Source organism: Kribbella sp. NPDC058693, assembly GCF_042715335.1.
GTDB lineage: Bacteria > Actinomycetota > Actinomycetes > Propionibacteriales > Kribbellaceae > Kribbella > Kribbella jiaozuonensis.
This window is the reverse complement of sequence record NZ_JBHXSQ010000002.1, coordinates 219,925-244,467: the sequence shown is the minus strand read 5'-3', so window position 1 is coordinate 244,467 and position 24,543 is coordinate 219,925. Positions and strand designations below refer to the sequence as shown.

Sequence of the window (24,543 nt, the reverse complement as noted above, 5' to 3'; positions counted from 1 at the left end):
ATGCTTTCCGAGCGGGATTATCAGGACTTGCTGGATCGGATGCAGGCGCTGCGGAGTCAGGTGGCGGAGCGGTTGTCGGGGAGTTTGGTTTCCAATCCGGCGTTGGCCGAGGAGATCAACAAGCAGCTCGACGATCTGGTCACGGCGGCTCGGGAGGCGGATGCGGCGGGGCCGCGGCCGCCGGACCGGGGGCTGGCGGAGTTGGTCGGGGTCGGGCCGGATGCGGCGCAGGAGTTCGGCGACGTCAAGATTCCGCAGGGTGTCGCGGAGTACGACGAGAACGTCAACTCCGAGCGCGTCGTCGCGGTCGGCGATCTGTACTACATCTATCAGCACGAGAAGATCGGCGTCTTCAAGGTCGTGCAGCGGCTGAAGCAGCTCTTCGAGGGCGGCGCGATCCGGCTGTCGGGCGGCGAGGGCGCGTACCGGCTCTACCAGTTCGACCGTCGTGACGTACTGCGCTACACCGCGAAAGACCGGCTGGCGGCGTACCGGCGGGTGCTCGGCTACGGCCGCGGACTCGGCGCCGGGCAGAGCCGGCCGAACACCGACTTCCACATGCTGTTCTCGCACTTCATCAACCAGGTCACGCTGTTCTGGCGCGACAAGCGGATCAGCGACGTGATCCGGGAACGGGCACTGGATCCGAGCTTCGGGTCGATCGCGGTCGTCCGCCGGGCCGGGCTCGATCTGCGCAACAACCTGAAGTTCACGTCGTACGGTCACCTCAACGTACTGCGGGTCGAAGTCATGCAGCTGCTCGAGGAATGCTTCGCGATTCTCGGCTCCGACGACGTCAAGGACCTGTTCGGCGCCGCCAACGCGTGGGACGTCGTCGACGAGGTGCTGATCAGGTACTTCGACGTACGCCTGCAGAGCAGTCCGCGGCAACGGATGGCGGTCAACGGCCGCGACGTACTGCGGTGGCTGTCCGGCAACCACGTGATGGAAACCGGGCGCGGCCAGTTCGAGGCGTTGCTGATGGAGATCGCCGAGCCGTCCGAGGAATGGCTGACCTCGGCGCAGGCAATGAGCCTCGCCCGGCGTTCCGGGACCGACCGGGTCATGCCGTGGGAGCAGCTGGGACAGTCCGGCGTCGCCGCGCGGTACAGCGAACGTACGCCGGCGCAGATGCCGCCGAGCGCCCGCGGGCCGATGTACCCGCAGCGCGGGGGCACCGGTACCTATCGGGGTGGCCAAGGCGGCGTGCCCGTCCGGACCCGCCCGTGACTGAACGATGATCCCTGCGCAGGTGCTTGCCGCTGCCAAGCAGCGGCAAGCACGACGTCTGACCGAGCTGCTGGACTGGCTTGCCATCCCCTCGGTCAGTGCGGACCCGCGCCACACCGACGACGTACGCCGGGCCGCCCGCTGGCTCGCGTCCTGGCAGCGCGCTCGCGGCGCGACGGTGGACCTGCGGCCGACGCGCAACGGACGCGACGTCGTCGTCGCCCGTTGGCCGGCCGCGCCGGGCGCCAGGCAGGTGGTCATCTACGGGCACTACGACGTACAGCCGGCCGGCCCTGGCTGGTCGTCGCACCCGTTCCGCCCGGTCATTCGTGACGGCGTCATCTACGCCCGCGGCGCCAACGACGACAAGGGGCAGCTGTTTGCGCACCTGTGCGCCCTGGACGCGTGGCCCGGCGTACTGCCCGCCGAGGTCATCGTGATCGCGGAGGGAGCCGAAGAGGTCGGCAGCCCGGGCTTCGCGCAGGTCATCGGCGAACTCCGCGGCCTCCGCCCGACGGCCGTGATCGTGTCCGACACCGAGCGGTACGACGACGGCACGCCGACGGTGACGATCAGCCAACGCGGCCGCCTCGCCGCCTCGCTCACCGTCGACACCGGCGGTACGGCGGTACACGCGGGGCGACTCGGCGGCGCCGTCGTCGACCCGAGCCTCGTCCTCGCCGACGCGCTGCGCATCTTGCAGACAGAACTCTTCGCGGACACGATCGCCGTCCGCTCCACCGCGACGACGAGGACCGACGACTCCATCAAACGAGCCGCGCCTGGCCGGGCCACGGTCGGTCGCGGTCTCGACAAGCGGGTCACGCTGCGCGGATCGGTCGGAGTCACGCAGCTCGTCGCCGGCACCGGCGGTGCGTCGCTGCCATCGCGCGCGGTCGCGACGCTGGACCTCCGGCTGCCACCACGATCAGACCCAGCAGACGTCGTACTGCGTGCCCGTCGTCTGCTCGCATCCTTCGCGCCGCACGTCCGGCTCCGATTCACCGGCGGCGTGCCGGCGATCGAGACCGTGCCGGACGATTTTGTCCGGCGGGCGGTCGATCAGGCGTGTACCGCGATCGTCGGCCGGCCGGCGGTCGACGTACGGTCCGGTGGCACCATCCCGGCGGTCGGCATCCTCGCGCGGGCGTTGCGGATTCGCCCGCTGCTGCTGGGATTCGGGCCGCCGGCGGGGAACGCACACGGGCCGGATGAGGCGATGGACATCGCCGGATGGGCCGCCGGAGTACAACTCTCCGCGGCATTGCTGTCGGCATTGACCCGGCCTATTAGAGCCGAGCCGGTACCGGTATTGCGGCGAAAGGATCACCATGGTGAGATCCGGCAGTTTCGTTGCGGCGGATTGCCGGTGCAGCTCGAGGGGGAGGGACGATGACCGCTACCGCTACGCCTGCGTCGACCCGGGGGTCCGCGACCTTGGCGCACTCCCCTCCCCCACCCCGCACCACCTCGGAGGAGACTGCCGACGCGGAGTTGCAGCAGTGCATCGTGGCCGCGCTCCGGGCGATGATCGATCACGTCGAACTGACCGTCGTGGAGACGACGACCAGCGACGGCACGGTCTCGGTCATGCTCGAGCACGACAACGTGCGCTGCGTGCTGGTCGTCTCGGCTCAGGTTCCCCGCCACAGCCTGAGCCCACGCGAACTCCAGATCGCCCGCCTGGTCGCCGACGGCGCCACCAATCGCGCCATCGCCAGCTCACTCGAGATCAGCCCCTGGACAGTCTCCACCCACATGCGCCGCATCTTCGCCAAACTCGACGTCTCCAGCCGGGCCGAGATGGTCGCCCAATTCTTCGGCGCGTGATCCGGGGTCAGTGCAGCAGCTTGAGGACGAGAGACAGCGGGGACCAGTTGGTGCGGCCCCGGCGGGTGAGCGCGTAGGCGCGCATCCGGGGTTCGGGGGTGCGGAGGCGGCGGAGGGAGATGCCGGTGGTTTTGGGGTAGGCGGCGGGCATCAGGGCTACGCCCAGGCCGGCGATGATCATTTCCTGGACCAGTTGGAGGGTGTCGGCGCGTTGGGTGATCTGAGGTTCGAAGCCGGCGAGGGCGGCCAGGGTACGGACGACGTGCTCGTCGGCGGTGTGGCGGGAGTTCACGATCCAGTCGCTGTCGGCGAAGGCGGCTAGTACTTCGGCCGACGTACCGCTGGTGCGGCGGGACTGGGACGGTACGGCGAGGCCCCAGGTGGACTCCCAGAGCGGAGTGGATTCGAGCGCCGGATCGACCGCGGCGGGTGCGAGGTTGTAGTCGTAGCTCAGCACGAGGTCGACCAGGTCCCGCTCCAGCAGCGCGAGCGCCTCGGGTGGCTCCTGCTCCTGGATCTCGAGCCGTACGGCGGGGTGCTCCGCGGCGAGCCGGTGTACGACGGGCAGCAGGCTGTCCCGGATGACCGTATGGAACGCCGCCACGCGAACCGTACCGGCCGGCTCGGCCGACGGATCGAGGTCGGCGCGCGCAGCCTCGTGGGCCGCGAGGATCTCGACCGCGTGCCCGGCCAGTCGCCGACCCGCCGGGGTGAGCCGGACGCGGCGGCCGTCGGGCTCGATCAGCGGCGTACCGACCTCCCGGGCGAGCGCGGCGATCTGTTGCGAGACGGTCGACGTGGTGACGCCGAGCGTCGCCGAGACCGCCTGCATCGAGCCCAATCGGGACAGGGCGAGCAGCAGTTCCAGACGCCGTACATCCATTCATGAATCATGAACGATTTGTCCAGGATTAACACGTGGACGCGAATAAAATCGCGAGCTTCACTGGAAAGCATGCGCACACGAGACAGGCAGACCGGCGTAGCGTTCGCGGTCCTGTCGATGACGATGGTCCAGCTCGGACTGGCCGCCTCCGTCGGGCTCTTCGACCGGGTCGGCCCGGAGGGCGCGGCCTGGCTGCGGCTGGCCTGCGCCGGCTTGATCGTGCTCGTGCTGTTCCGCCCGCGACCCAGCTCGTTCGACCGCAAGTCATTCCTGGCCGCGGTCGGTCTCGGCATCGCAACCGCCGGCGTGACGCTCCTGTTCATGGCCGCCGCGGCCCGGCTGCCACTCGGTACGGCGAGCGCGCTCGAGTTCCTCGGCCCGCTCACAGTCGCAGTACTGCGGAGTCGCGGCCGGCTGATCTGGCCCGGGTTGGCGTTCGTCGGGGTGATGCTGCTGACCCAGCCGTGGCACGGTTCGGTCGACGGACTCGGCGTGCTGTTCGCGCTCGGCGCTGCCGCCTGCTGGGCGGCGTACATCGTCCTCACCCAGCACGTCGGCGGGAATGTGACCGGTCTGCAAGGCATGGGCGTATCGCTGCCGGTGGCTGCCGTCGTCGCCACCGCGGTCGCCGGGCCGAGCACGATCCCGGTGATGACGTGGCAGCTGGTCGCGATCGGTTTCGGGCTGGCGCTGCTGCTCCCGGTGATCCCGTTCAGCCTCGAGTACCTGGCTCTCCGCAGGCTCGACGCCGGCGTGTTCGGCACCCTGATGAGCCTCGAGCCGGCGCTTGCGCTGCTGGTCGGCTGGATCTTCCTCAGCCAGGCGCCGGGGCTCCTGCAGGTGGTCGGCATCGCCTCGGTGGTGGCCGCAGGCGTCGGCGCCGAGCGGTCGGTCAAACAAACCGACCGGCTCAGCGGCGACGTGGACCGGGTGTCCGTGTAACTAAGCGGCGGAGCGGGCTTCGGCTACCTCTTGGCCTCTGACGGTTTCGGGGTACCGGGCCAGCATGTCGCGGAGTTCGTCCGCGCCGACGTTGGCGCCGAAGGACTCGGCGCCGGGCTCCAGGCTCTTGCCCTCGGCAAGCGGACCGGCGAGAACCGGGTCGAAGCCGAGAGCGTCGACGATGGCCGCCGCCTCAGCCGCGTCGGCGGCCTCACCCGCGACCGCGATGGCCTTGCGGTCGGCCGATCCGGCCGGACGGGCGCCTTCGTCGAGGTCGTGGTAACCCATGTGGTTGAAGGCCTTCACGACACGGGACCCGGGCAGGAACTCCTGCACGAGCTCCGACGACGAGGTCCGCGGGTCGGTCAGGTCGGAGCGGATGCCGTCGACCTCCCACCAATAGTTCATGGCGTCGATGACAAGCTTCCCGCGCAACGCGTCGACCGGGATCGTCTGGTACTTCCCGAGCGGCAGCGCCAGGATCACCACATCGGCCTCGGCCGCCGCCTCGGCAGCAGTCGTGGCCACGGCGCCCGGCGTGACAACCTCCACGATCAGCGCGATCTTCGAGACGTCACCCGACCCCGCGATCAGCACGCGATACCCAGCGGCGATCGCGAGCCGGGCCAGGACGGTCCCGACCTTCCCGGCTCCCAGGATCCCGATCGTCGTCACTTCGAGTCCGCCAGCATGTCGCGCACCAGCGGGATCACCTTCGTGCCGTACAGCTCGACAGCCTTCAGCCGAGCGCTCACCGGCAGCGGACCACCCGAGTAGATCAGGTCGAACCGCGAGACCCCGAGCGTCCCGACAGCATCCGCGATCCGACGAGCCACCGTCTCCGGCGACCCGACGTACATCGATCCGTGCAGTACTTCGGACTCGAACTCCTCGCGCTTCAACGGCGGCCAGCCGCGCAGCGCGCCGATCCGGTCCCGCATCACCTTGTACGGCGCGTAGAAGATCTCCTTCGCCTGCTCGTCGGTCTCCGCGACGAACCCCGGCGAGTGCATGCCGACCGGATGCGCGACGGTCCCGAACTGCTCGGCCGCCCGCTTGTACAGATCCAGGTACGGCGCGAACCGGTCCGGTGCCCCGCCGATGATCGCGAGCATCAGCGGCAACCCGTAGTACGCCGTACGTACGACGGACTGCGGCGAGCCACCGACCCCGACCCAGGTCTTCAGCCGCCCGGACTCGGTCTTCGGATAGACATCGGCGTTGTCGAGCGCGGCGCGAACCGTGCCCTCCCAGGTGACCGGCTTCTCGTCGAGCAGCTGCACGAACAGCTGCAGCTTCTCCTCGAACAGCTTGTCGTAGTCGGCCAGGTCGTACCCGAACAGCGGGAACGACTCGGTGAACGACCCGCGCCCGAGGATCACCTCGGCCCGCCCGTTCGACAGCGCGTCGACGGTGGAGAAGCGCTGGAACACCCGCACCGGGTCGTCCGAGCTCAGCACGGTGACACCGGAGCCGAGCTTGAGGTTCGACGTCTTGGTCGCGATACCGGCCAGCACCGTCTCCGGCGAGGAGATCGAGTACTCCGGCCGATGGTGCTCGCCGAGGGCGATCGCGTTCACGCCGATCTGGTCGGCCAGCACCGCCTCCTCGACGACCTGCCGGATCGCCGCCGCGTCCGTGACCGGCGCGCCGCTGTCGTCCACCGGGATGTCCCCGAAGGAATCCAGCCCGAAATCCAACGTGGCCAACTCGGCCATGTCTCCACTCTCCTGTCCGCTCACCCGTTAAGTCTAGGTTGACACGTCAACACCAGACCAGGGGGTGTTCATTCCCCGGAGAGGGGTCACACCCAGTGCCGCAGCTTGTCCGGGTTCAGCACGATCCAGACTGCGGCAACCTTCGCACCCGTCACCTTCAGGCTCACCACGGCGACGACCCGGCCGGCGGCACGCAGTACGACACCGGGCTGGCCGTTGACCGCTTCCACGGTCGGCGCCATGTCCGGGTGCAGGCCGAGCACGTTGCACACCGACTCCGCGACCTGCGCGATGCCCCGCACCGGTCCCGGCGCCGCGAACACCTGCCCGCCGCCGTCGCTGACCGCGACCACGTCAGGCGTCAGCAAGCTCCGGATCGCGCCCGCACTGCCGGCCCGGCACGCCGTCGCGAACCGGTGTACGACGGCATGATCGCCCCGCTTGAACACAGCTCCTCCAGCTCAAGCGACAGCGGTGGCGTGGGTGATCTTGGCCGGGTTCATCATCCACAGCACCTCGTCGATGCCGTCGTCCGACGCGATCACCGTGCAGACCGCGAACATCACGCCGTCGCGCTCCAGCATCGCGATCGCGCGACCGTTCGCCCGGCCGAACTCCACCGTGACGCCGACCCAGAAGCGGTCGTGGAACGCCCGGTGGTACTTCGCCACCCGATCCCGCCCGACGACCGGGAACTTCGACGCGCGCGCCGCCCCGCCGCCGTCGGAGTAGCTGATCGCGTCCTTCGCCAGCAACTGCTCCAGCACCTGGAGATCACCCGACCGCGCCGCCTCGACGAATGCCGAGAGCAACTTCTTCTGCTGGCCCCCGCTGACCTCGGTACGGCGTTCCGCGCGGATCCGCTTCCGGGCCCGGCTGACGAGCTGCCGCACCGCCGGCTCGGTCGACTGCAGCATCGTGGCCAGCTCGTCGTACGGATAGTCGAACGCCTCACGCAGGATGTACGCCGCCCGCTCGGTGGGTGACAGCCGCTCGAGCACGAGCAGGACGGCGAAACTCAGCGCCTCCCCGCGCTCGGCACCGAGGTACGGATCAGCGCTGGTGTCGACCGGCTCCGGCAGCCACGGCCCGATGTAGGTCTCCCGCCGGGCACGCGCGGACTGGCTCGCGTTGATCGCGAGCCTGGTCACCGCCGTCGACAGGTACGCCACCGGGCTCTGGACCGCACTGCGGTCCGCGGCCTGCCAGCGCAGCCAGACCTCCTGGACCAGGTCCTCGGCCTCGGTGTGGCTACCCAGCATCCGGTACGCGATCCCCATCAGGCGCGGCCGCACCTCGTTGAAGACCGCGACCGCCCCGTCAAGATCGTCGAGCTCCATCGACACCCTTCTGTCACTCTCCTGCCGGAGAATACGGTGGTTCGTCGCCTTCGAGCGCCTCGATGGCGCCGTGCAGGCTGTTCAGATCGGCGGTCTCGGCCTGCGCCTCGTACGGATCGAGCGCCCAGTCGAGCTCGTCGTCCTCGGAAGGTGCTCCCGCCGCGTCCAGCTCGATGTCGGCCTCGACCTCGACCTCGAGCTCCTGCAACTCGTCGTTCGTGCCCATGGTCATCGACCGGCCTGCGCGGCATACCACTCGTCGTAGTGCAGCTCGCCGAGGGTGGCGGGGCCGACGGGGACCAGGCTGCGCTCCTTCAGCTCGGCGCCGAAGTACAGGGCGTGGGGGTCGGAGACGACCTCGCGGGCGTCGCCGCGCTGCGCCAGCGCCTTCCGGAAGAACTCGTCCATCCGGTACTCGTCCGGACCGGCGATGTCGATCCGCGCGTTCAGCGGCTCCCCCACCGCGACCTTCCCGAGGTTCTTCGCGACGTCCTCACCGGCGATCGGCGCCCACGCGACCGGCGCGATGTGCACCTTGCCGTCGTCGCCGGTGCCCGAGTCCGCGGTCGGCCCGACGAACTCGAAGAACTGGGTCGAGTGCACCAGCGAGTACGGCAGACCGGAGGCCTTGATCAGCTCTTCCTGGGCGATCTTCGCGGCGAAGTACGCGTTCTCCGGCATCCGCTCGGTGCCGACGATCGAGATCCCGACGTGGTGCCGGACGCCGGCCGCGTCCTCGGCCTGCAGCACGTTGCTGGTCGAGGTCTTGAAGAACTCCATCACCGGCCCGGCCTCGAACGACGGCGAGTTGGCCACGTCGACGACGACGTCGACGCCCTTCAGCGCATCGGCCAGACCCTCTCCGGTGATCGTGTTGACACCGGTGCTCGGTGCCGCCGGCACCGCCTCGTGGCCGTGCTCGGTGAGCTTCGCCACCAGCTTCGTGCCGATCATGCCGGTGCCGCCGATCACGACGATCTTCATCGCAGAACCCCTTCGATTGTCTTTGGCTGTCACAGGTAAGACAGGGCACCTCTCCCGGCTGTGACAGTCACAGCCGATGCTTGTGTCCTGTCTCACTGATTGACACCTGACGAAGGGACACCCCGTGCCGAACGCCACGGTCCGGATCCGCGTGCGGATGACCGCGCGGCCGATCGACGAGCCGAACCGCGTCTCCAGCCAGCTGGAGCTGCTGTTCGACCTGACCTTCGTGGTCGCGGTCGCCGCGGTCACCGAGCAGTTCGCGCACACGATCGCCGAGGGCCACGGCGGCGACGGCGTCCTGCCGTTCCTGCAGGTGTTCTTCGCGATCTGGTGGGCGTGGATGAACTTCACCTGGTTCGCCTCGTCGTACGACACCGACGACGTCACGTACCGGATCCTGACGATGGTGCAGATGGCCGGCGTGCTGCTGCTCGCCGCGGGCGTCCCGGCGGCCGCGGACCACGGCGACTACCTGATGATCACGATCGGCTACCTGATCATGCGGCTCGGGCTGATCTCGCTCTGGTTGCGTGCGGGCATCGAGGATCCGGACTCACGACGTACGGCGTTCCGCTACGCGTTCGGCATCGGGGTGTTGCAGCTGGGCTGGTTCGGGCGGTTGTATCTGGCCGACGCCGGCGCGTCCGACACCGTGCTGCTGGTCGCGTTCGTCGCCCTCGCGATCCTCGAGCTGTCCGTGCCGCTGTGGGCCGAGCGGCCGCGGGCGACGCACTGGCACCCGCATCACATCGCCGAGCGGTACGGGCTGTTCACGATCATCCTGCTCGGCGAGGCCGTCCTGGCGGCGTCCAACGCAGTACGGCGGGCCGTCGAGGAGATCAACGTGAGTGCCGAGCTGATCGCGGTCGCCGCCTGCGGTCTGGTGATCCTGTTCGCGTTGTGGTGGCTGTACTTCCTGCGTCCGGCCGGTCCGCGGCTCGAGGAACGCCGGGATCGCTCGTACCGCTGGGGCTACGGCCACTACGGGATCTTCGCGTCGCTCGCCGCGCTCGGCGCCGGGCTGGAGGTCGTCGTCGAGCAGACCAGCCACGAACTGCACATCTCCCCGACCGCCGCGAGCTACTCCGTCGCCATCCCGGCCGCCTGCTTCGTCGGGCTGCTCTGGGGCGTGCACCGAATCATCTCGGAGCCGTCCCGCGTCCACCTCGGTACGTCGTTCGCCGGCGTGGTGATCCTGCTGCTCCTGCCGCTCGCGACCCCGCTGGTCGGCTCGCTGGCAGACCTTGCCCTGATCGGGGCCACCTGTGTCGCACTCGTCGCGGTCGCCTCCTGGGACGAAGGCGTCAGGCAGTCAGACCGGACAGTGTCTTCAACGTCGACCGAATGACATCCACGATCGGCTCGCCCTCGGGGTCGTTGATCCACCGCTCGAACGACACCCGGAACACCGCAACCCCGGTCTCGGCCGCCAGCGGCGCGACGTCGGGAGCGACCCCGCGCTCGAGCAACCCCTTGGTCAGCGCGGTTGTCAGCGCAGCCATCTTGATCAGCTCGCGCTCGCGCAGCTCGGGGGTGGCGTTGATCACGCCCTGACGGCGCCGCGAGTACTCCCGGCGGATGTCGTCGAAGAACTCGGCCGACGTGAGGACGGCGGCCGCGACCGCCTCCATCGGCGTCGCGTCCGCCGGCGCATCCGCCAGCGCCTTGACCATCAACTGCTCGAGGAGCTCGGATCCGGCGAACAGCACCTCGCGCTTGTCGGCGAAGTGCCGGAAGAACGTGCGGGCGGTGACCCCGGCCCGGTCGGCGATATCGGCAACGGTCGTGCCGTCGTACCCGCGCTCGGCGTACAGCGCCATCGCCGCCTCACGCAGCCGCCCGGCCGCATCCGGTTCCCACCGTCCCATGGGTCGATCCTAGCTGATGTCATTGACTGACATCAGAGTGTGTAGCATGGTGATGTCAGTCAATGACATCACTCTCTGGAGGGAATCTCCCATGCGCGTGTTCATCACCGGAGCATCCGGGCACGTCGGTTCGGCGCTCGTCCCGGAACTCCTGCACAACGGCCACTCGGTCCTCGGCCTGGCCCGCTCCGACGAGTCGGCGAAACGGCTGACGGACTGGGGCGCCGAGGCCGTCCGCGGTGACCTCGACGACCTCGATCGCCTGCAGGCAGCGGCCGCCGCCGCGGACGGAGTCGTGCACCTCGCGTTCCGCCACGACGCCATGCAGGCGGGCGATCTGGCCGGCGCGGCCGCGTCCGATCTCGCCGCACTACAGGCGATCGGCGACACTCTTGCCGGCACCGACAAGCCCCTGGTCAGTACGTCGGGCACCGGCATGCTCGCCGGCATCGTCAAGGACCGGACCGGGACCGAGGACGACTTCGACCCGTCCGGCGGCTACCGCATCGACGCGGAGAACTTCGTGATCGACCTGGCGGCCAAGGGCGTTCGCTCCTCGATCGTCCGGCTACCGCAGATCACCCATAGCCGGCTAGACCACCACGGCTTCGCGCCCTCGCTGATCGGATTCGCCCGGCAGAACGGCTTCTCGGCGTACGTCGGTGACGGGTCGAACCGCTGGCCGTCCGTGCACACCCTCGACGCCGCGCGGCTCTACCGTTTGGCCCTCGAGTCGGCACCTGCGGGCAGCCGCCTGCACGCCGTCCAGGACGAAGGCATCGAGTTCCGGGCGATTGCCGAGGCCATCGGCGCGGGTCTCGGTCTTCAGGCCCGCTCGGTGACGGCGGACGAGGCACCGCAGTACCTCAGTTTCCTCGCCCGCTTCGCCGGCATGAACAGTCCGACGTCCTCCGCCCGGACGCGTGAGCTGCTCGGTTGGCAGCCCACGCACCCGGGTCTGCTCGCGGACATGGCGGAAGGGTTCTACTTCGCCTAGACCTTCAGTACGGGCGCGATCGTCTTCGAGCGTGAGCCTTCGTACGCCGCGAGCAGGATGCCGAGGACGGCGATCCCTTCCTCCTCGGTGTGCAGCGGACGGGTCTTGCCGAGCAGGGAGTCGGCGAAGTGGCCGACCTCGGCGACGAAGGTGTCGACCGGTTCGAAGTCGAAGGTCTCGGTCTCGCCGGACCGGAGGCGGTAGGACAAGGTCGTACCGTCGCTGGTCAGTGAGCCGAGCTCGCCGACGGCGGAGAAGCGTTCGGTCGACGCGGCCGGCTGGTAGGCCCAGCTGGTCACGAGCTGACCGACGACCCCGTTGTCGAACTTGATCAGGACCTGCGCGGAGTCCTCGCCCTCCATGAACTTCAACCGGTGCGTGGAGAGCATCGCGGTCGCCTCGACCGGCAGCCCGCCGGCGAGGTGCAGCATCAGATAGGTGGGGTGGTACCCGGTGTCAATGAGCTCGCCACCGCCGCTCGTCTTGCTGCTCGCGCGCCAGCCCATCGAGCTGGGGTCGAAGTCGTTGTAGAAGCTGTCGGTGGTCCGTACTTCGTAGACCGTGCCGATCGTGCCGGCCTCGAGCAACTCCTTGGCCTTCGCGACCGCCGGCATGAACAGCTGGTTGTGCGCGCACATCAGCGTCACGCCGTTCTTCACCACCGCTTTGCGCACATCGGCTGCTTCCTCGGCCGACAGGCACAGCGGCTTCTCGCACAGGATGTGCTTACCCGCCTCGGCCGCCGCGACGATCGCGTCGCGGTGGAGGTGGTGCGGCAGACAGATGTCGACCGCGTCCAGCTCCTCGTTGGCGAGCATCTCGCGATAATCGGTGTACGGCGTTGCGCCCAGCTCCTCGCCGCGCTTCTTCGCCGTCTCCTCGACCGCATCCGCAACCGCCGTCACGCCGATCTTGTCGGCGTGCGCCCGGTAACCCTTGATGTGCGCCGAAGCGATCCCGCCGGCGCCGATGAGTCCAACCTTGATCATCGAACTCTCCTCACTTGTAGGCGATGGCGTTGCCGGTCTTGGCGGCCTCGTTCGCAGCCACCACCAAACGGGTCAACTCGACTGCGCGCGCGATGTTCTCGTCCGCGCGGGTCCCGTTGTTGATGTGATCGACCCACTGCGCGAACGCGTCCGTACCGTGCTCCGGCACGTCCACCTGCTCGCCGTTGACCAGCAGGACGTTGCCGGCATCGGTGTACGTGAGCGTCCCGTCCGTACCGAACAGCTCGATCGTGAACGGGTTGTTGCTCGCGAACCCGGCCTCGATCACGCCGATCTTCTGGTCCGGGTACCCGACGACCACGACAGCGTTGTCTTCCAGACCGCGCTCGGCGATCGAACGGTACGTCGCACTGACCGTGTCGGGCTGCGCGCCGAGGAACAGCTGGGTCAGGTAGACCGGGTGGCAGCCGAGGTCGGTCAGCGCGCCGCCGATCGCGGTCGACGGCTCGAAGAACCGCTGCGGCAGCCAGCCCTCGACACCGTCGCGCGGGATGGCGCCGTCATGCGAGAGCCGGACCCGGCCGTACGTGATCGTGCCGAGCGTGCCGTCGTCGATGACCTCGCTGATCGCCTGCGTGTAGCCGTGGTAGAGCCGCGGCAGCGACACCGTCAGCTTCACGCCGGCCGCGTCGGTCGCGGCAACGATCTCCTCGGCCTCGGCGACCGTCGGGGCGAGCACTTTCTCGGTGAAGATGTGCTTGCCGGCTTGGGCCGCCTTGACCATCACGTCGCGGTGCACGTCGGTCGGCGTCGTGATCACCACGCCGTCGAGGTCGTCGCGCGCGAGCAGTGCATCGAGGTCGCCGGTGAACTCGACGCCGAACTGTTCGGCAGCGGATTTGCCCCGGTCGGCATCGTCGTCCCAGACGGCCACCAGGTCCGTCCCGGGGTGCGCCTGGGCCTGCCTCGAATAGTCGCCGGCATGCACGTGCCAGAAGCTGAGGGTCGCGATCTTCAGTGGGTTGGACACCTGGTCCTCCTGAGGCGAAAACGTTTCGGATCGACCGTCAGCAGACGACGGTACAACGTTGTCAGGAGGTCTGGACAGGGGTGCGGCGCGCCCTTTCACACGGTGAGATCCGTGCGCAGTCGGAGTGCTTATAGTTATCCGGGAGTCCTGGATAACTGAGGAGCCGCGATGAGTGAGGAGCCGATCGGCGGGGATCTCTCGCGGTTGCGTCAGCTCAACGCATCCGCCGTACTGCGGGAGTTGCGGGGCGATCAGCCGCTCACCCTGACCGAGTTGTCGAAGCGCACGGGGCTGTCGCGCGCGTCGACCGAGGATGTTGCACGCGACTTGCTCGGACGCGGGTGGCTGGCCGAGGTTGCGCCCGCGCTGGGGTCGGTCGGGCGGCCGGCGCGGCGGTACCGGTTCAACGCCGGGGCGGGGCGGTTGCTCGGGGTGGACATCGGCGGACACAAGGCGCTCGCGCTGGTCACCGACCTCGACGGCGAGGTCCTCAACCAGACCCGCATCGCGGTCGATCCCGAGGCGGGGCGGCGCGAGCGGCTCGCCGTACTCGACCGCTGCGTGGCGAAGGCGCTGGCCGGCGCGGGCGTCGAGGCGAGCCAGATCTGGTCCACCGGCGTAGCCACCACCGGCCTCGTCGACGCCTCCGGCAAGGTCATGCTGTCGGACTCCCTGCCGGAATGGAGCGGCGTGGACCTGACCGCTCATGTACGCCGGTTGGTGCCGGGTCCCGTCCGCGTGGAGAACGACTGCAAGCTCGCCGCCCTCGCGGAAACCTGGCGAGGCGTCGCCCGCTACGCGAAAGACGTCGTCTTCCTCCTGGCCGGCCTCCGCACCGGCGCCGGCCTCATCATCGACGGCAAACTCCACCGAGGCTTCGCCAACTGGTCCGGCGAAATAGGCGCCCTCCCTGCCGCAGGCTGGCTAAGAGCCCCCGAACACCTCACCAACTGGCTCGAGACCACCACTCAGGCGGCGCCCGCCTCCCCCACCACGGCTGGGTTCGAGCGTGTGTTCCTCGCCGCCCGGGGCGGGGATCCGGAGGCTGTGCAGGCGGTTGGTGACTACGTTCGCGATCTTGCGGTTGGGGCTTCAGCTCTCGTGCTGACTCTGGATCCGCAGTTGGTGGTGATCGGGGGTGGGTTTTCGCGGTCGGCTGACGTGATGGTGGAGCCGTTGCGGCGGGAGTTGGACCGGTGGTGTCTGCGCACACCGGAAATCCGTGTGTCCGCGTTTGCCGACGAAGGGGTCGCGCTGGGGGCGGTCCGGCTCGCGCTGGATGAGGTGGAGGCGACGATCAGGACCGGCCTGAGACCTTGACATAATTTTCCTGGACTCCATGATTATTCCATCGCCCCGCCCAGCGAGAGGAAGCATCATGATGCGTCCGTTCCGTCTGCTCAGCGCACTCGTCATCGGTGCGCTGCTCGCCGCCCTCCTGGTCTCCCCCGCCCAGGCGACGATCAGTGGCACCTCCGCGACCAACACCGCCACGACCGTCACCTACCGCTTCTCCTACACCGGCGCCCCGCAGTTCCTCCGCGTGTACGTCGACACCGACCGCAACGCCTCGACCGGCTACGCACAGGCCGGCACCGGCGCCGACTACCTGCTCGAGAACGGCAGCCTCTACCAGCACACCGGCACCGGCTGGAGCTGGACGCTGATCCGCACAGTCACGTTCTCCAACGCGAGCAACGTCGCCCAGTGGACGGTGAACCGCGCGGATCTCAGCGAGACCGCGACCCCCGGTGATGCCGACCTGATCTTCCAGGTCGAGTCACCGCTGGAGACCTCCACGAAGCTCACACAGACCTATTCGTCCGGCGGTGGTTCCATCACCTACACGCCGTCGACCGAGAACTTCGCCAACCCCGAGCGCGGCTTCTACCACCACACCGGCGACTGCGACAAAGCCGACTTCTCCCAGAGCACCCTGCAGAGCTACCGCACCAGTCAGGGCATCTCGCTCGTGATGTGCGTCTTCTACCTGGCCGAGTACAAGAACGGCCCGATCGCCCAGGCCGCCCTCGACCAGCTCCAGCAACAGATCAACACCGTGCGAGCGGCCGGTCTGAAGATGGTCCTCCGCTTCGCGTACACGACCTCGACGGCCGGCGACGACACCACGAAGGACCGGATCCTGGCCCACCTCGACCAGCTGGCGCCGTACCTGAACTCCGGCAAGGACGTCATCGCCGTGGTCCAGGCAGGTCTCATCGGCGCGTGGGGTGAGTGGTACTACACGCAGAACTTCGGCAACGCCGGCACGGTCACCTCGACCGACTGGGCCAACCGCAAGGCCGTCACCGACAAGCTGCTGAGCGTCGTCCCGTCGCCCCGGATGATCCAGCTCCGTACGCCGAAGTTCAAGCGCACCATGTACTCGACGACCGCCGTACAACCGGGTAACGCCTACAACGGCTCGGCCCTGTCGCGGATCGGTCACCACAACGACTGCTTCCTCGCCAGCCCCGACGACTTCGGCACGTACGAGAACACGTCCGTCGAGTACCCGTACCTGCAGGCCGACACGACGTACGTCCCGATGGGCGGCGAGACCTGCGGCTCGAACCCGCCGCGCTCCAGCTGCCCGACCGCGACCGGCGAGCTCGCGCAGTTCCACTGGTCGTTCATCAACACCGACTACGAGCCGACCGTCCTCAACTCGTGGAACACCGGCGGCTGCCTCGCCGACATCAGCAAGAACCTCGGCTACCGCTTCCGCCTCGAGTCCGGCACCTACCCCGCCACCGCCTCGGTCGGCGGCAGCCTGCCGATCTCGTTCACCGTCCACAACGACGGCTACGCGACGCCCTTCAACCCCCGCAACCTCGAGCTGGTACTGCGGAACACGTCGACCGGCTCGACGTACAAGCTCGCGATGAGCTCCGACCCGCGCCGCTGGACCGCCGGTACGTCGACGACCGTCTCGCAGACGCTCACGCTGCCCACGAATCTTCCGGCAGGTTCGTACTCCCTGCTGCTGAACCTGCCGGATCCTCTCCTGTCCACCCGCCCCGAGTACTCCATCCACCTCGCGAACCAGGGCACCTGGGACGCAGGCACCGGGATGAACTCGCTCCTGCACACGCTCACCGTCAGCTAGCTCGAGGAGACACACGCATGAGACGGCTTGCCGCAAGCCTCGCGGTGGTTGGGTTACTGCTACCGACCCAGACCGCGATGGCACACCACGCTCCGCCTGCCAGCACTGTCACCTACACGACCTCCGACGAGGTGATTTCCAACCAGGAGCGGGGTTTCTACCACCACGCCGAGACGCACTACTACGCCGACAACTCCGGCTACGTCCCGCTCGACGTCACCAAGCTACGCAACTTCCGCACCCAGGAGCACATCACCCAGATCCTCCGGCTGTTCTACCTGGAGAAGTTCTCCAAGCAGGACGTCATCGACAAGCACTACCTCGACCTGATGCAGGCCGACTTCAACACCGCCCGCACAGCCGGCGTGAAGATGATCGTCCGGTTCGCCTACGCGCTCCCCGGTGACGGCTGGCCGCCGCCCACGCCGTACGGCGATGCGCCGGTGGCCCGCGTCGTCAAGCAGATCAAGCAGCTGACCCCGATCCTGCGCAAGAACGCCGACATGATCGCGGTCGTCCAGTCCGGCTTCGTCGGCCTCTGGGGCGAGGGCTACTACACCGACTACTTCTCGAACCCGGCCGACCCGAGCCAGGTTTCGGACCAGAACTGGGCCGACCGCAAGGCCGTCATCGACGCACTGCTGCAGGCGTTGCCGAAGGACAAGATGGTCCAGGTGCGGACGCCGTACATGAAGCAACGGATGTACGGCGTGCCGACCGGGACCGCCGGCGGACTGACCGCGCAGCAGGCGTACAACGGCTCGGCGGTGGCGCGGATCGGGCAGCACAACGACTGCTTCCTGGCGAGCCCGGACGATTTCGGGACGTACCTGAGCGACCCGATCCAGCTCGACAAGGACTTCGTTGCCCAGGACACCAACTACGTGCCGGAGGGCGGCGAGACCTGTGGCGTTGACGCGCCGCGGTCGGAGTGGCCGTCGGCGTCGGCCGAGATGGCCGCGCTGCACTTCTCGTTCCTGAACATCGAGTACCACCCGGACGTGCTGGCCAGCTGGGGCGACAACATCAACATCGCCAAGCAGAAACTGGGCTACCGGTTCGCGCTGACCCAGTCGACGGTGAGCGAGTCGCACGGCAAGGCCCAGGTCGGTGTGAAGATCCGGAACGACGGGTGGGCGGCGCCGTACAACCCGCGGCAGGTGCAGCTGGTGTTCCAGAACTCCAAGCACACCTACCGGGTGAACGTGCCGGCCGATCCGCGTCGTTGGGGCGCCGGCCAGACGGTGAGCCTGAACTGGAGCGTCAAGCTGCCCAAGGGCAAGTACAAGGTCCTGCTCAACATCGCGGACCCGAAGCTGCAGTCCCAGGCCCACCTGCCAGGTTCCACCGAGACCTACAACGCCGTGTATGCGGTGCAGTTGGCCAATAACGGAACCTGGCAGTCGAGCACTGGTTACAACGATCTACAGCAGACGGTGACTATCGGATAGGCGCCCAAGGCCCGTACTGGTCGCCCGGAGCCTGGTTCCGGGTCCACCACTTGGCCTGATAGCGCTTGTCCTTGTAGAGCACCACGTCACCCTTCTCGAAGATGCGGGACGGCGTCCACAGCGTCGTCCCGTCTTCGGTCATCGCGAGCTCCTGCCAGGCGCCGTACGCGTCGCCCGGCGGGAGCAGGATGCTCGCCCAGGCCGCCTCGTACGGCTTGCCCTTGTAGGACACCTTCGCGCCGGCCTTGTACAGCGTCTTCGCGTTCCACGCCTGCGGCAGGTTCACGGTCACCCCGACCGTGGCCTGCGCCGGCTCGAAGGTGTCGCTACCGGTGTACGACGCGGTCAGCGCGTGCGCCCCCGCCGCGAGCCCGACCGGCAGCGTGAACGTCGCCTTCCCGTTCGTCACCGGCGCCGTACCGCGCACCTTCGTGCCTTCACGGAGCTCGACCGTCCCGGTGACCGGGAACTTGCCTGCCGCAACGTTCACGACGACCTTGGCCGCATTACCCCATTGAGCGGCAACGGCCGGAGCGGTCAGCGTCGGCTGACCCTTGCGGGTCCGGAACACAGCCGGCTGTGCGACCGCGATCCCGTCGTCCGCACTCGTCGCGGTGACGACCCAGCCGTACGACGTCGCAGGCGCCAGGCCGTTCCACGTCGTCGTCGCCGTACCGTTGGCGACCACGCTCGCTGTGCCGATCACACCGTTCGGCACGTACGCCGCCAGCGAGTCGGTGGTGAACGACGTCTTCCGCGTGGTCAGGTCGACCGGCAGCGTGAGGTTGTCCTCGGCGCCGTTGTACCGCGGCTTGGTCTGGCTGCCGTCCTGGCGGATGTCGTACTCGGTCGCCCCGAAGTTGTTCAAGAACGGCGAGTACGTGTCGATGTGCATCTCGGCGCGCTTGACGTCGAACTGCAGCAGCCGGAGGAAGCTCGCCCCGAACTGCAGCCGATCGGTCGCCTTGTGGTCCGGCGTACCATCGCCATTCACATCAATGTTGCCCGCAGCATCGACCAGCGCAGGCCAGAGCTCACCGGCGGGCACCGTGTAGAACTGGTAGTCCGCGAGCAACTCGACCACGTCGTGCGCGACCGTCACGCCGACCTTCGTCTTGAGGTTGGTGCCGACGCCGTGCTCGTGACCGGCCAGCACCAGGAACACGTTCGGGTTGCTCTCGACAACCTGCTTGTACAGCGGCGAGCCGTCCGGTGCCGAGAAGCCCGTGTCCCGGCCGTCGGGGTTCGTCGAGGGACGCAGGTAGTCGTGCGACAGCAGGATCCCGTTGCGGTCCTTGTACCGCTTGAAGATCGAGTCCGCCCAGTTGGCTTCCTGCGGCGTCACGCCGTACGACAGGCCGACCGCGACGAAGTCCAGACCGCCGGCCGAGAACAGCACGTAGTTGTTCTGGTTGTCCTTGCCCGGCGTGACCGATCCGTCCGGATTCACCTTCTCGTCCCAGGCGTGGTACTCCGAGCCGGCCGGCCAGCCCTTCGCGACCTCCTGGTACCGCTCCGCGCTGAAGGTCTTGCTGAACCGGGACGCCGGCCCGGTCTCCGCGCCGAGCTGGTTGTCGTGGTTGCCGGCGATGACCTGGTTGACGACGCCCTTCTTGTCGAGGATGTCCTGGTACGACGACGCGAGCGCGAGCTCCTTCTCGACCTCCTCGTTGAGGCCCGGCCGCTGCAGCGAGCCGTCCGGGTTCTTCGCCAGCGGGTCGTAGTAGTCGTTCTCGATCACGTCGCCGGTGTGCGCGGCGTACTGGATCTTGCGGCCGGCACTGTTGTCCGCGATCCACTGCACCTCGTTCCGGTACGCGGCGGCCCAGATCGCCTGCTCCTCGGCCGTCATCACGTCGCTGGGTTCCTTGGCGCCGTCCCAGTCGTCGTACGTCCCGCCCGCCGCACCCTCGGTCAGGTACTGCGTGTCGGTGAAGTGCGCGATCGAGAAGTCGTACGACGCGGGGTCCTCGAAGTGATCCTTGTCGTCCTGCGCCGACGCATCGCGCGGCGACAGGTCATCCGCGAACGGATCCTCCCCCGTCAGCAGCACATGCACGACACCACCATCGCGGTACTGCGCAGGCACCGGCGCGGTCAGCACCGCAGTCTCCCCGGCCACGCCCCGTCCGCTGGTCAGCACGACCCACTTCTTCGCAGTCGGGTCCCACGCCCTCAGCGCAACAACTCGCTTCGGGTCGATCGTCCCCTCCCACCGCAGCGTGCTGTCCTTCGCCACGCTCAGGTCGTACCGCTGGAAGACCACGTCCCGGCTCGACGCCGTGTCGACCGTCTTCCCGTCCAACGGCTTGAGCGAGTTCACATCGACGACCTTGTCGTGCGCGACGTCGAGCGCGGTCGGCACGTCGGCAGCCTCGCCCTGATACCCCTGGGACGGGGTAACCACGTCAGCCTTCGTGAAGGTCGCGGTCAGCGGGACACCTGCTTCGCCGGGGATCTTCGCCGACAGCGTGGCGGTCTGCTCGTTGACACCGGCAACTGAAGCACCAAGATCCGTGGGTACATCGGGGATGCTCGCGCTGGTGAAATGGATCTGGCGAGTGGCCGTGTTGCCCAGCGTGTCCGCGGCCGTCACCGCGATCGTGTGCGCGCCGGCGGGCAGACCGTGGCCGATCTGGTCGCCCTGCTTCACCGGTGTGCCGTCCAGCGTGATCAACGGCGTACCAGCGAGCCCCGTCGCGTCCTCGACATTCACCATCAGCGCGATGGTCGACGTGATCCGCTGGCCCTCGGCCGGGACGCTGCTGTCGACCGTCGGCGCCGAGTTGTCAACGGTGAAGTGGCGGGTCGCGGTCTTGTCCGCGACGACCGCCTCGATCGTGTGCGCGCCGTCCGCGATCGCGGTGGTGTCGACATCGGCGCGGCGGCCGAGCGCCGGCAGTGGCGTCCCGTCCTCGGCGGTGACGCCGAAGGTGATCGTCTTCCGCAGCTCGGCGTTGTGGCTACTGCCGCAGGTGCCGTCGCCGATGTAGACGGTCACCGGCGTACCGACCGGGTACGTCGCCGAGCCGATCGTGACGTTGCTCTCGGCAATCTCCTTGCTCAGCTGGGTCGCCTTGGCGCCGTTCGGCGTGAGCTCGAAGTCGCGCATCGTGAAGTCGTCGTAATTGTCACAGCCGGCGGGCTTCGCGCTTCCCCGGTCGTTGCCGGCCACGAACTCGAGCACGTTGACGCCCGGCACGAGCCACTCATTCGGGAACGTCAGCTCGGCGGTCTCCTTCTCCCAGACACCGAAGTCCAGCGGGATGCCGTTGATCAGCACCTTGTTGTCGTACCCGTTGTCCGAACCGTTGCCGCCGACAAACAGCTTCAGGTGCGCGTCGCCACCACTGCCGAGCGTGTCCACGGTCCTCGTGGTCGGCGCGTCGGCAACCGTGAAGTGGAACTCGGCCTCCTTGTTCGGGCCACAGGTACCGTCGCCCAGGGCAAGGATCGCGTCAGTCGTCTCGGTCTTCGTGGTGGTCGAACCGGTCGTCGTCAGCAGGTACGTCGTACCGCGGGTGACCGCACCAGCGGCGGCGAGGCTGGGCGCACTGAGCTTGAAGTCGTCGTGGTTGGCGCAGGTCGCGCCGTTCAAGGTGCCGTTGTAGTCGCCGGTCTTCACCTGAACGGTGTTGTCACCGAGCTTCAGATAGCGCTGCGGGAACTTGACCGCTGCGGTCTCCGCGCCGCTCACGCCGTAGTCGCCACCGAGATCGACACGGTTGCCGTTGACAAGCAAGTAGTTCTGGTAGCGGGCCTCGACCGAGTTCCCCGCCTCGACGGTCACGCCGAACGTCGCCGTACCGGCGGCCAGGGTCTCGTCGTTCTGCGCGGGGCTGCCGTCGATCGCGAGCGACTCGACGCCGGACTGGCCGCCGGTCGGTACGGCGGCGATCACCGGCTGCTCGCCCTTCACGACCGTGCCGTCGGCCGGGGTGATCTTCGGGGCACCGGCCGGAGCGTTGTTGACCTGGACGGTCGCGACGGTGGTCGCGCCGGAGGTGGTCGTCGCGGCGATCGTGTGTTCGCCGTTGCTCAGCTGGGTGGTGTCGAGGTCATTGCGGAGTCCCGCCGTACTGCCGGGCTCGCCGGAGATGACGAAGGTCAGGTCCTGGGCGAGCAGGTGCTTCGCCGTACCGCAGGTGCCGTCGCCGAAGCTGTAGCTGAAGTCGTTCTGCTCGCCGTCGATCGCGATCCCGAGCAGGCTCAGGCTGATGCTGCTCAGCGGGAAGTCGTCGTAGTTCGGGCAGCGACCGCCCTCGCCGTACGGCAGGACCTCGTAGCCGACCGCGGCGGTGTTGGTGGTGTCGACCCAGGCCGCGCCGGCGTGCACGGTGACCGTGTTGACGCCGGTGTGCAGCCACTCGCCGGGCAGGTCGAGCTTGCCACTCTGACCGCCGGCGATGTCCGGGAAGAAGACCTTGTCCGTGCGGCCGTTGACCGTGAGGTAGTTGTGGTACCGCGCCTCGGTGCCGTTCCCACCCATGTCGAACGCGAAGTGCGCCGTACCGGCGGTCTTGTCGGCGTCGATCTGCTGACCGTCGACCTTCAGCGCGACCACCGAGTCGTTCTCGGCGCTCGGCTCGGCCGTCACGGTGGTCGTACCCTCGAGGGTCTGGCCGTCACGAAGGTTCAGCGTCGGCGCACCGGTCGACTCCGCCGCGGCGGCAGCCTCCGCGCCTGATGTCGTCGAGACGATCGCGGCGCCGGAGCCGGCGACCAGTGCGGCCGCGAGCATCGCTACGGCGGCTCGCCACCGTCTGAATCGGAACGTCATGGCAGGGATCTCCTTTTACAGGCGGGCCGCGAGCTGCGTTGCGGCGTACGCGGTCATGACGACGCCGGCCAGCGTGATGCCGGCGGCGGCGAGCAGTGGTGCCACACGCGTGGCGACGTACAAGAGGTGATGCGAGCGACCGCCGCGGACGACGACGTTGCTACCGGCAACAGCCAGCAACCCGACGCCGAACAGCACGACGGCCATACCGATTCCGAACGTGATGACGAGCAACAAGGCGAAGCCGGCCCGGCCGAGGAACAACCCGGCCACCAGCACGAGGAAAGCCGAGGGCGACGGCGTCAATCCACCCGAGATCCCCAGCATGAACAACCCCGGCCGGGACACCTCATGCCCATGTCCATGCCCATGACCGTGTCCACGTTGGCGCCTGTGCCGTCTGAACAACCAGATGCCCGTAGCAACTACCAACAAGCCACCGACCAGTTGCAGCCCAGTCGTCAACTGCTCCATCTGCACAACATCCGCCAACGACAAGAACGTCCAAGCAATCCCGATGATCAGCACCGACAACGTATGCATGACCGCAACCGACCCACCCAGCCAGGCGGCATCCCGCACCCGCCCGCGCTCCCCCGCCAGATACGCCGCCGCCAGACTCTTCCCATGCCCCGGCATCACCGCGTGCCCCGCCCCCGCCGCGAACGCCAGCAGAAACGCAACCGGCGGGACTCCCGGCGAATGAATGAACCCCTCGAGCTGATCAGCAAGACTCATGAGCGCCGCCGCCGTACGCCGAACACGCCCAGGGCAACCAGCAGAACCGCACCGGCAACAGCTCCCAGCTGAACAGCCGCGCTGCGCCCGAGATGCGACTCCTCGACAGCACCCAGCGTCCAGTCGTGCCGATCATTCCCGTCGCCGTACACCGCACGCGCACCGTTCGGCCCGGTCGCAAGCGTCTTGTACGCCGGGTTGAGATCCGTCAGCGTCTTCACGGTCACCGACACCTCGCCGACCGCGGCCGGGCAGGTGTAGTCGATGGACACGCCGCCCTTCGCGAGATCAGCCGCGGGCTGCACCGACCCCGCGCACTCCTTGCCCCGGCTGGCAACCGTGATCTGCCGGAGCAGGTACTCGCTCAGCTTCGGCGACGGACCCATCGCGATCGCGTCGGCCGGCTGGTAGATCACCGCGCCGTCCATCATCACCCGGTCCCGCGGCAGTACACCGAGCGCGACCCCGAGCAACGTCAGGTCGTCGAGCCCGCCGACCTTCCAGCGCAGATGAACGACCGCACCGTCACCCGCGATGACCACGGTCTGCGGATCCCCGAACGGATGCGCAGCCGCCGGCAGCACTCCACCGGCCATCGCCACGGCCGCAACAGCGATCCCCAGCAACAGCCGTCCGAACCTGGGCAACCGTCAACGCTCCGAGCACTCGCGGTCCCCCAAGACACGC

At 68.2% G+C, this 24,543-nt stretch carries 22 protein-coding genes; 9 read left to right on the top strand and 13 right to left on the bottom strand.

Annotation, left to right across the window (positions count from 1 at the left end):
- Genes ACFWUU_RS10865 through ACFWUU_RS10855 form a run of 3 tightly spaced genes read left to right on the top strand, consistent with a single transcriptional unit; the run spans nucleotide 1 to nucleotide 3,060 of the window.
- On the top strand, nucleotides 1-1,230 hold the full coding sequence (locus tag ACFWUU_RS10865; protein ID WP_380174649.1) for a hypothetical protein: 1,230 nt from the start codon (nucleotides 1-3) through the stop codon (nucleotides 1,228-1,230).
- Nucleotides 1,231-1,237: 7 nt separating this feature from the next.
- Entirely contained in the window at nucleotides 1,238-2,626 is a 1,389-nt protein-coding gene (locus ACFWUU_RS10860; RefSeq protein WP_380174647.1) for a M20/M25/M40 family metallo-hydrolase, read from the top strand.
- Entirely contained in the window at nucleotides 2,623-3,060 is a 438-nt protein-coding gene (locus ACFWUU_RS10855) for a helix-turn-helix transcriptional regulator (protein ID WP_137257330.1), read from the top strand. The genes ACFWUU_RS10860 and ACFWUU_RS10855 overlap by 4 nt, the downstream gene beginning before the upstream one ends.
- A 7-nt stretch (nucleotides 3,061-3,067) precedes the next feature.
- Here ACFWUU_RS10855 and ACFWUU_RS10850 read toward each other — a convergent pair whose 3' ends face one another.
- A complete protein-coding gene (locus tag ACFWUU_RS10850) occupies nucleotides 3,068-3,943 on the bottom strand; it encodes a LysR family transcriptional regulator (RefSeq protein WP_380174645.1) in 876 nt (291 codons plus the stop codon).
- Between the two features lie 72 nt (nucleotides 3,944-4,015).
- Between ACFWUU_RS10850 and ACFWUU_RS10845 the strand changes: the two genes are divergently transcribed.
- Complete coding sequence (locus ACFWUU_RS10845) at nucleotides 4,016-4,888, top strand: DMT family transporter (RefSeq protein WP_380174643.1); 873 nt, start codon at nucleotides 4,016-4,018, stop codon at nucleotides 4,886-4,888.
- Here the strand turns inward: ACFWUU_RS10845 and ACFWUU_RS10840 are convergent, their stop codons facing one another.
- The 6 genes from ACFWUU_RS10840 to ACFWUU_RS10815 form a co-directional block, all read right to left on the bottom strand.
- Nucleotides 4,889-5,563, bottom strand: a complete 675-nt coding sequence (locus tag ACFWUU_RS10840) for an NADPH-dependent F420 reductase (RefSeq protein ID WP_380174642.1) — start codon at nucleotides 5,561-5,563, stop codon at nucleotides 4,889-4,891.
- Complete coding sequence (locus ACFWUU_RS10835; protein WP_233714985.1) at nucleotides 5,560-6,630, bottom strand: LLM class flavin-dependent oxidoreductase; 1,071 nt, start codon at nucleotides 6,628-6,630, stop codon at nucleotides 5,560-5,562. Before ACFWUU_RS10835 ends, ACFWUU_RS10840 begins: the two co-directional genes overlap by 4 nt.
- A gap of 62 nt (nucleotides 6,631-6,692) precedes the next feature.
- Entirely contained in the window at nucleotides 6,693-7,055 is a 363-nt protein-coding gene (locus tag ACFWUU_RS10830; protein WP_380174640.1) for a hypothetical protein, read from the bottom strand.
- A gap of 12 nt (nucleotides 7,056-7,067) precedes the next feature.
- On the bottom strand, nucleotides 7,068-7,946 hold the full coding sequence (locus tag ACFWUU_RS10825) for an RNA polymerase sigma-70 factor (RefSeq protein ID WP_380174638.1): 879 nt from the start codon (nucleotides 7,944-7,946) through the stop codon (nucleotides 7,068-7,070).
- 13 nt (nucleotides 7,947-7,959) lie between these two features.
- Nucleotides 7,960-8,178 carry a hypothetical protein gene (locus ACFWUU_RS10820; protein WP_380174636.1) on the bottom strand — a complete coding sequence of 73 codons (219 nt, stop codon included), beginning with the start codon at nucleotides 8,176-8,178 and terminating at the stop codon, nucleotides 7,960-7,962.
- A complete protein-coding gene (locus ACFWUU_RS10815; RefSeq protein WP_137257337.1) occupies nucleotides 8,175-8,930 on the bottom strand; it encodes an SDR family oxidoreductase in 756 nt (251 codons plus the stop codon). Before ACFWUU_RS10815 ends, ACFWUU_RS10820 begins: the two co-directional genes overlap by 4 nt.
- A 124-nt stretch (nucleotides 8,931-9,054) precedes the next feature.
- Between ACFWUU_RS10815 and ACFWUU_RS10810 the strand changes: the two genes are divergently transcribed.
- Nucleotides 9,055-10,281 (top strand): low temperature requirement protein A, encoded by a 1,227-nt coding sequence (locus ACFWUU_RS10810; protein WP_380174634.1) that lies wholly within the window; start codon nucleotides 9,055-9,057, stop codon nucleotides 10,279-10,281.
- Here the strand turns inward: ACFWUU_RS10810 and ACFWUU_RS10805 are convergent.
- Nucleotides 10,238-10,801 (bottom strand): TetR/AcrR family transcriptional regulator, encoded by a 564-nt coding sequence (locus ACFWUU_RS10805; RefSeq protein WP_380174633.1) that lies wholly within the window; start codon nucleotides 10,799-10,801, stop codon nucleotides 10,238-10,240. The genes ACFWUU_RS10810 and ACFWUU_RS10805 overlap by 44 nt on opposite strands.
- Before the next feature lie 91 nt (nucleotides 10,802-10,892).
- Here ACFWUU_RS10805 and ACFWUU_RS10800 point away from each other — a divergent pair, with 91 nt between their 5' ends.
- Nucleotides 10,893-11,798, top strand: coding sequence for an SDR family oxidoreductase (locus tag ACFWUU_RS10800; protein ID WP_380174631.1), 906 nt, complete (start codon nucleotides 10,893-10,895; stop codon nucleotides 11,796-11,798).
- On the opposite strand, the gene ACFWUU_RS10795 is transcribed toward ACFWUU_RS10800, so the two are convergent.
- Both ACFWUU_RS10795 and ACFWUU_RS10790 read right to left on the bottom strand, forming a co-directional pair.
- Nucleotides 11,795-12,787, bottom strand: coding sequence for a Gfo/Idh/MocA family protein (locus ACFWUU_RS10795; RefSeq protein WP_380174629.1), 993 nt, complete (start codon nucleotides 12,785-12,787; stop codon nucleotides 11,795-11,797). The genes ACFWUU_RS10800 and ACFWUU_RS10795 overlap by 4 nt on opposite strands.
- Nucleotides 12,788-12,797: 10 nt before the next feature.
- On the bottom strand, nucleotides 12,798-13,778 hold the full coding sequence (locus ACFWUU_RS10790) for a Gfo/Idh/MocA family protein (RefSeq protein ID WP_380174627.1): 981 nt from the start codon (nucleotides 13,776-13,778) through the stop codon (nucleotides 12,798-12,800).
- 168 nt (nucleotides 13,779-13,946) lie between these two features.
- Here ACFWUU_RS10790 and ACFWUU_RS10785 point away from each other — a divergent pair, with 168 nt between their 5' ends.
- The 3 genes from ACFWUU_RS10785 to ACFWUU_RS10775 are packed head-to-tail and all read left to right on the top strand — an operon-like array spanning nucleotide 13,947 to nucleotide 18,338.
- The gene (locus tag ACFWUU_RS10785; protein WP_380174625.1) at nucleotides 13,947-15,098 is read left to right on the top strand and encodes an ROK family protein; all 1,152 of its coding nucleotides are present in this window, start codon (nucleotides 13,947-13,949) and stop codon (nucleotides 15,096-15,098) included.
- 58 nt (nucleotides 15,099-15,156) lie between these two features.
- Nucleotides 15,157-16,887, top strand: coding sequence for a DUF4832 domain-containing protein (locus tag ACFWUU_RS10780; protein WP_380174623.1), 1,731 nt, complete (start codon nucleotides 15,157-15,159; stop codon nucleotides 16,885-16,887).
- Between the two features lie 17 nt (nucleotides 16,888-16,904).
- On the top strand, nucleotides 16,905-18,338 hold the full coding sequence (locus ACFWUU_RS10775; protein WP_380174621.1) for a DUF4832 domain-containing protein: 1,434 nt from the start codon (nucleotides 16,905-16,907) through the stop codon (nucleotides 18,336-18,338).
- Here the strand turns inward: ACFWUU_RS10775 and ACFWUU_RS10770 are convergent.
- Genes ACFWUU_RS10770 through ACFWUU_RS10760 form a run of 3 tightly spaced genes read right to left on the bottom strand, consistent with a single transcriptional unit; the run spans nucleotide 18,328 to nucleotide 24,503 of the window.
- Nucleotides 18,328-23,118 carry an Ig-like domain repeat protein gene (locus ACFWUU_RS10770; protein ID WP_380174619.1) on the bottom strand — a complete coding sequence of 1,597 codons (4,791 nt, stop codon included), beginning with the start codon at nucleotides 23,116-23,118 and terminating at the stop codon, nucleotides 18,328-18,330. The genes ACFWUU_RS10775 and ACFWUU_RS10770 overlap by 11 nt on opposite strands.
- Nucleotides 23,119-23,133: 15 nt before the next feature.
- On the bottom strand, nucleotides 23,134-23,856 hold the full coding sequence (locus tag ACFWUU_RS10765; RefSeq protein WP_380174618.1) for a cobalt transporter: 723 nt from the start codon (nucleotides 23,854-23,856) through the stop codon (nucleotides 23,134-23,136).
- On the bottom strand, nucleotides 23,853-24,503 hold the full coding sequence (locus tag ACFWUU_RS10760) for a hypothetical protein (RefSeq protein WP_380174616.1): 651 nt from the start codon (nucleotides 24,501-24,503) through the stop codon (nucleotides 23,853-23,855). The genes ACFWUU_RS10765 and ACFWUU_RS10760 overlap by 4 nt, the downstream gene beginning before the upstream one ends.
- Nucleotides 24,504-24,543 lie beyond the last annotated feature (40 nt).

Coding starts and splice junctions, on each gene's coding strand:
- ACFWUU_RS10865 (WP_380174649.1), top strand. CDS start 1: ATGCTTTCCGAGCGGGATTATCAGGACTTGCTGGATCGGATGCAGGCG.
- ACFWUU_RS10860 (WP_380174647.1), top strand. CDS start 1,238: ATGATCCCTGCGCAGGTGCTTGCCGCTGCCAAGCAGCGGCAAGCACGA.
- ACFWUU_RS10855 (WP_137257330.1), top strand. CDS start 2,623: ATGACCGCTACCGCTACGCCTGCGTCGACCCGGGGGTCCGCGACCTTG.
- ACFWUU_RS10850 (WP_380174645.1), bottom strand. CDS start 3,943: ATGGATGTACGGCGTCTGGAACTGCTGCTCGCCCTGTCCCGATTGGGC.
- ACFWUU_RS10845 (WP_380174643.1), top strand. CDS start 4,016: ATGCGCACACGAGACAGGCAGACCGGCGTAGCGTTCGCGGTCCTGTCG.
- ACFWUU_RS10825 (WP_380174638.1), bottom strand. CDS start 7,946: ATGGAGCTCGACGATCTTGACGGGGCGGTCGCGGTCTTCAACGAGGTG.
- ACFWUU_RS10820 (WP_380174636.1), bottom strand. CDS start 8,178: ATGACCATGGGCACGAACGACGAGTTGCAGGAGCTCGAGGTCGAGGTC.
- ACFWUU_RS10815 (WP_137257337.1), bottom strand. CDS start 8,930: ATGAAGATCGTCGTGATCGGCGGCACCGGCATGATCGGCACGAAGCTG.
- ACFWUU_RS10805 (WP_380174633.1), bottom strand. CDS start 10,801: ATGGGACGGTGGGAACCGGATGCGGCCGGGCGGCTGCGTGAGGCGGCG.
- ACFWUU_RS10800 (WP_380174631.1), top strand. CDS start 10,893: ATGCGCGTGTTCATCACCGGAGCATCCGGGCACGTCGGTTCGGCGCTC.
- ACFWUU_RS10795 (WP_380174629.1), bottom strand. CDS start 12,787: ATGATCAAGGTTGGACTCATCGGCGCCGGCGGGATCGCTTCGGCGCAC.
- ACFWUU_RS10785 (WP_380174625.1), top strand. CDS start 13,947: ATGAGTGAGGAGCCGATCGGCGGGGATCTCTCGCGGTTGCGTCAGCTC.
- ACFWUU_RS10780 (WP_380174623.1), top strand. CDS start 15,157: ATGATGCGTCCGTTCCGTCTGCTCAGCGCACTCGTCATCGGTGCGCTG.
- ACFWUU_RS10775 (WP_380174621.1), top strand. CDS start 16,905: ATGAGACGGCTTGCCGCAAGCCTCGCGGTGGTTGGGTTACTGCTACCG.
- ACFWUU_RS10770 (WP_380174619.1), bottom strand. CDS start 23,118: ATGACGTTCCGATTCAGACGGTGGCGAGCCGCCGTAGCGATGCTCGCG.
- ACFWUU_RS10765 (WP_380174618.1), bottom strand. CDS start 23,856: ATGAGTCTTGCTGATCAGCTCGAGGGGTTCATTCATTCGCCGGGAGTC.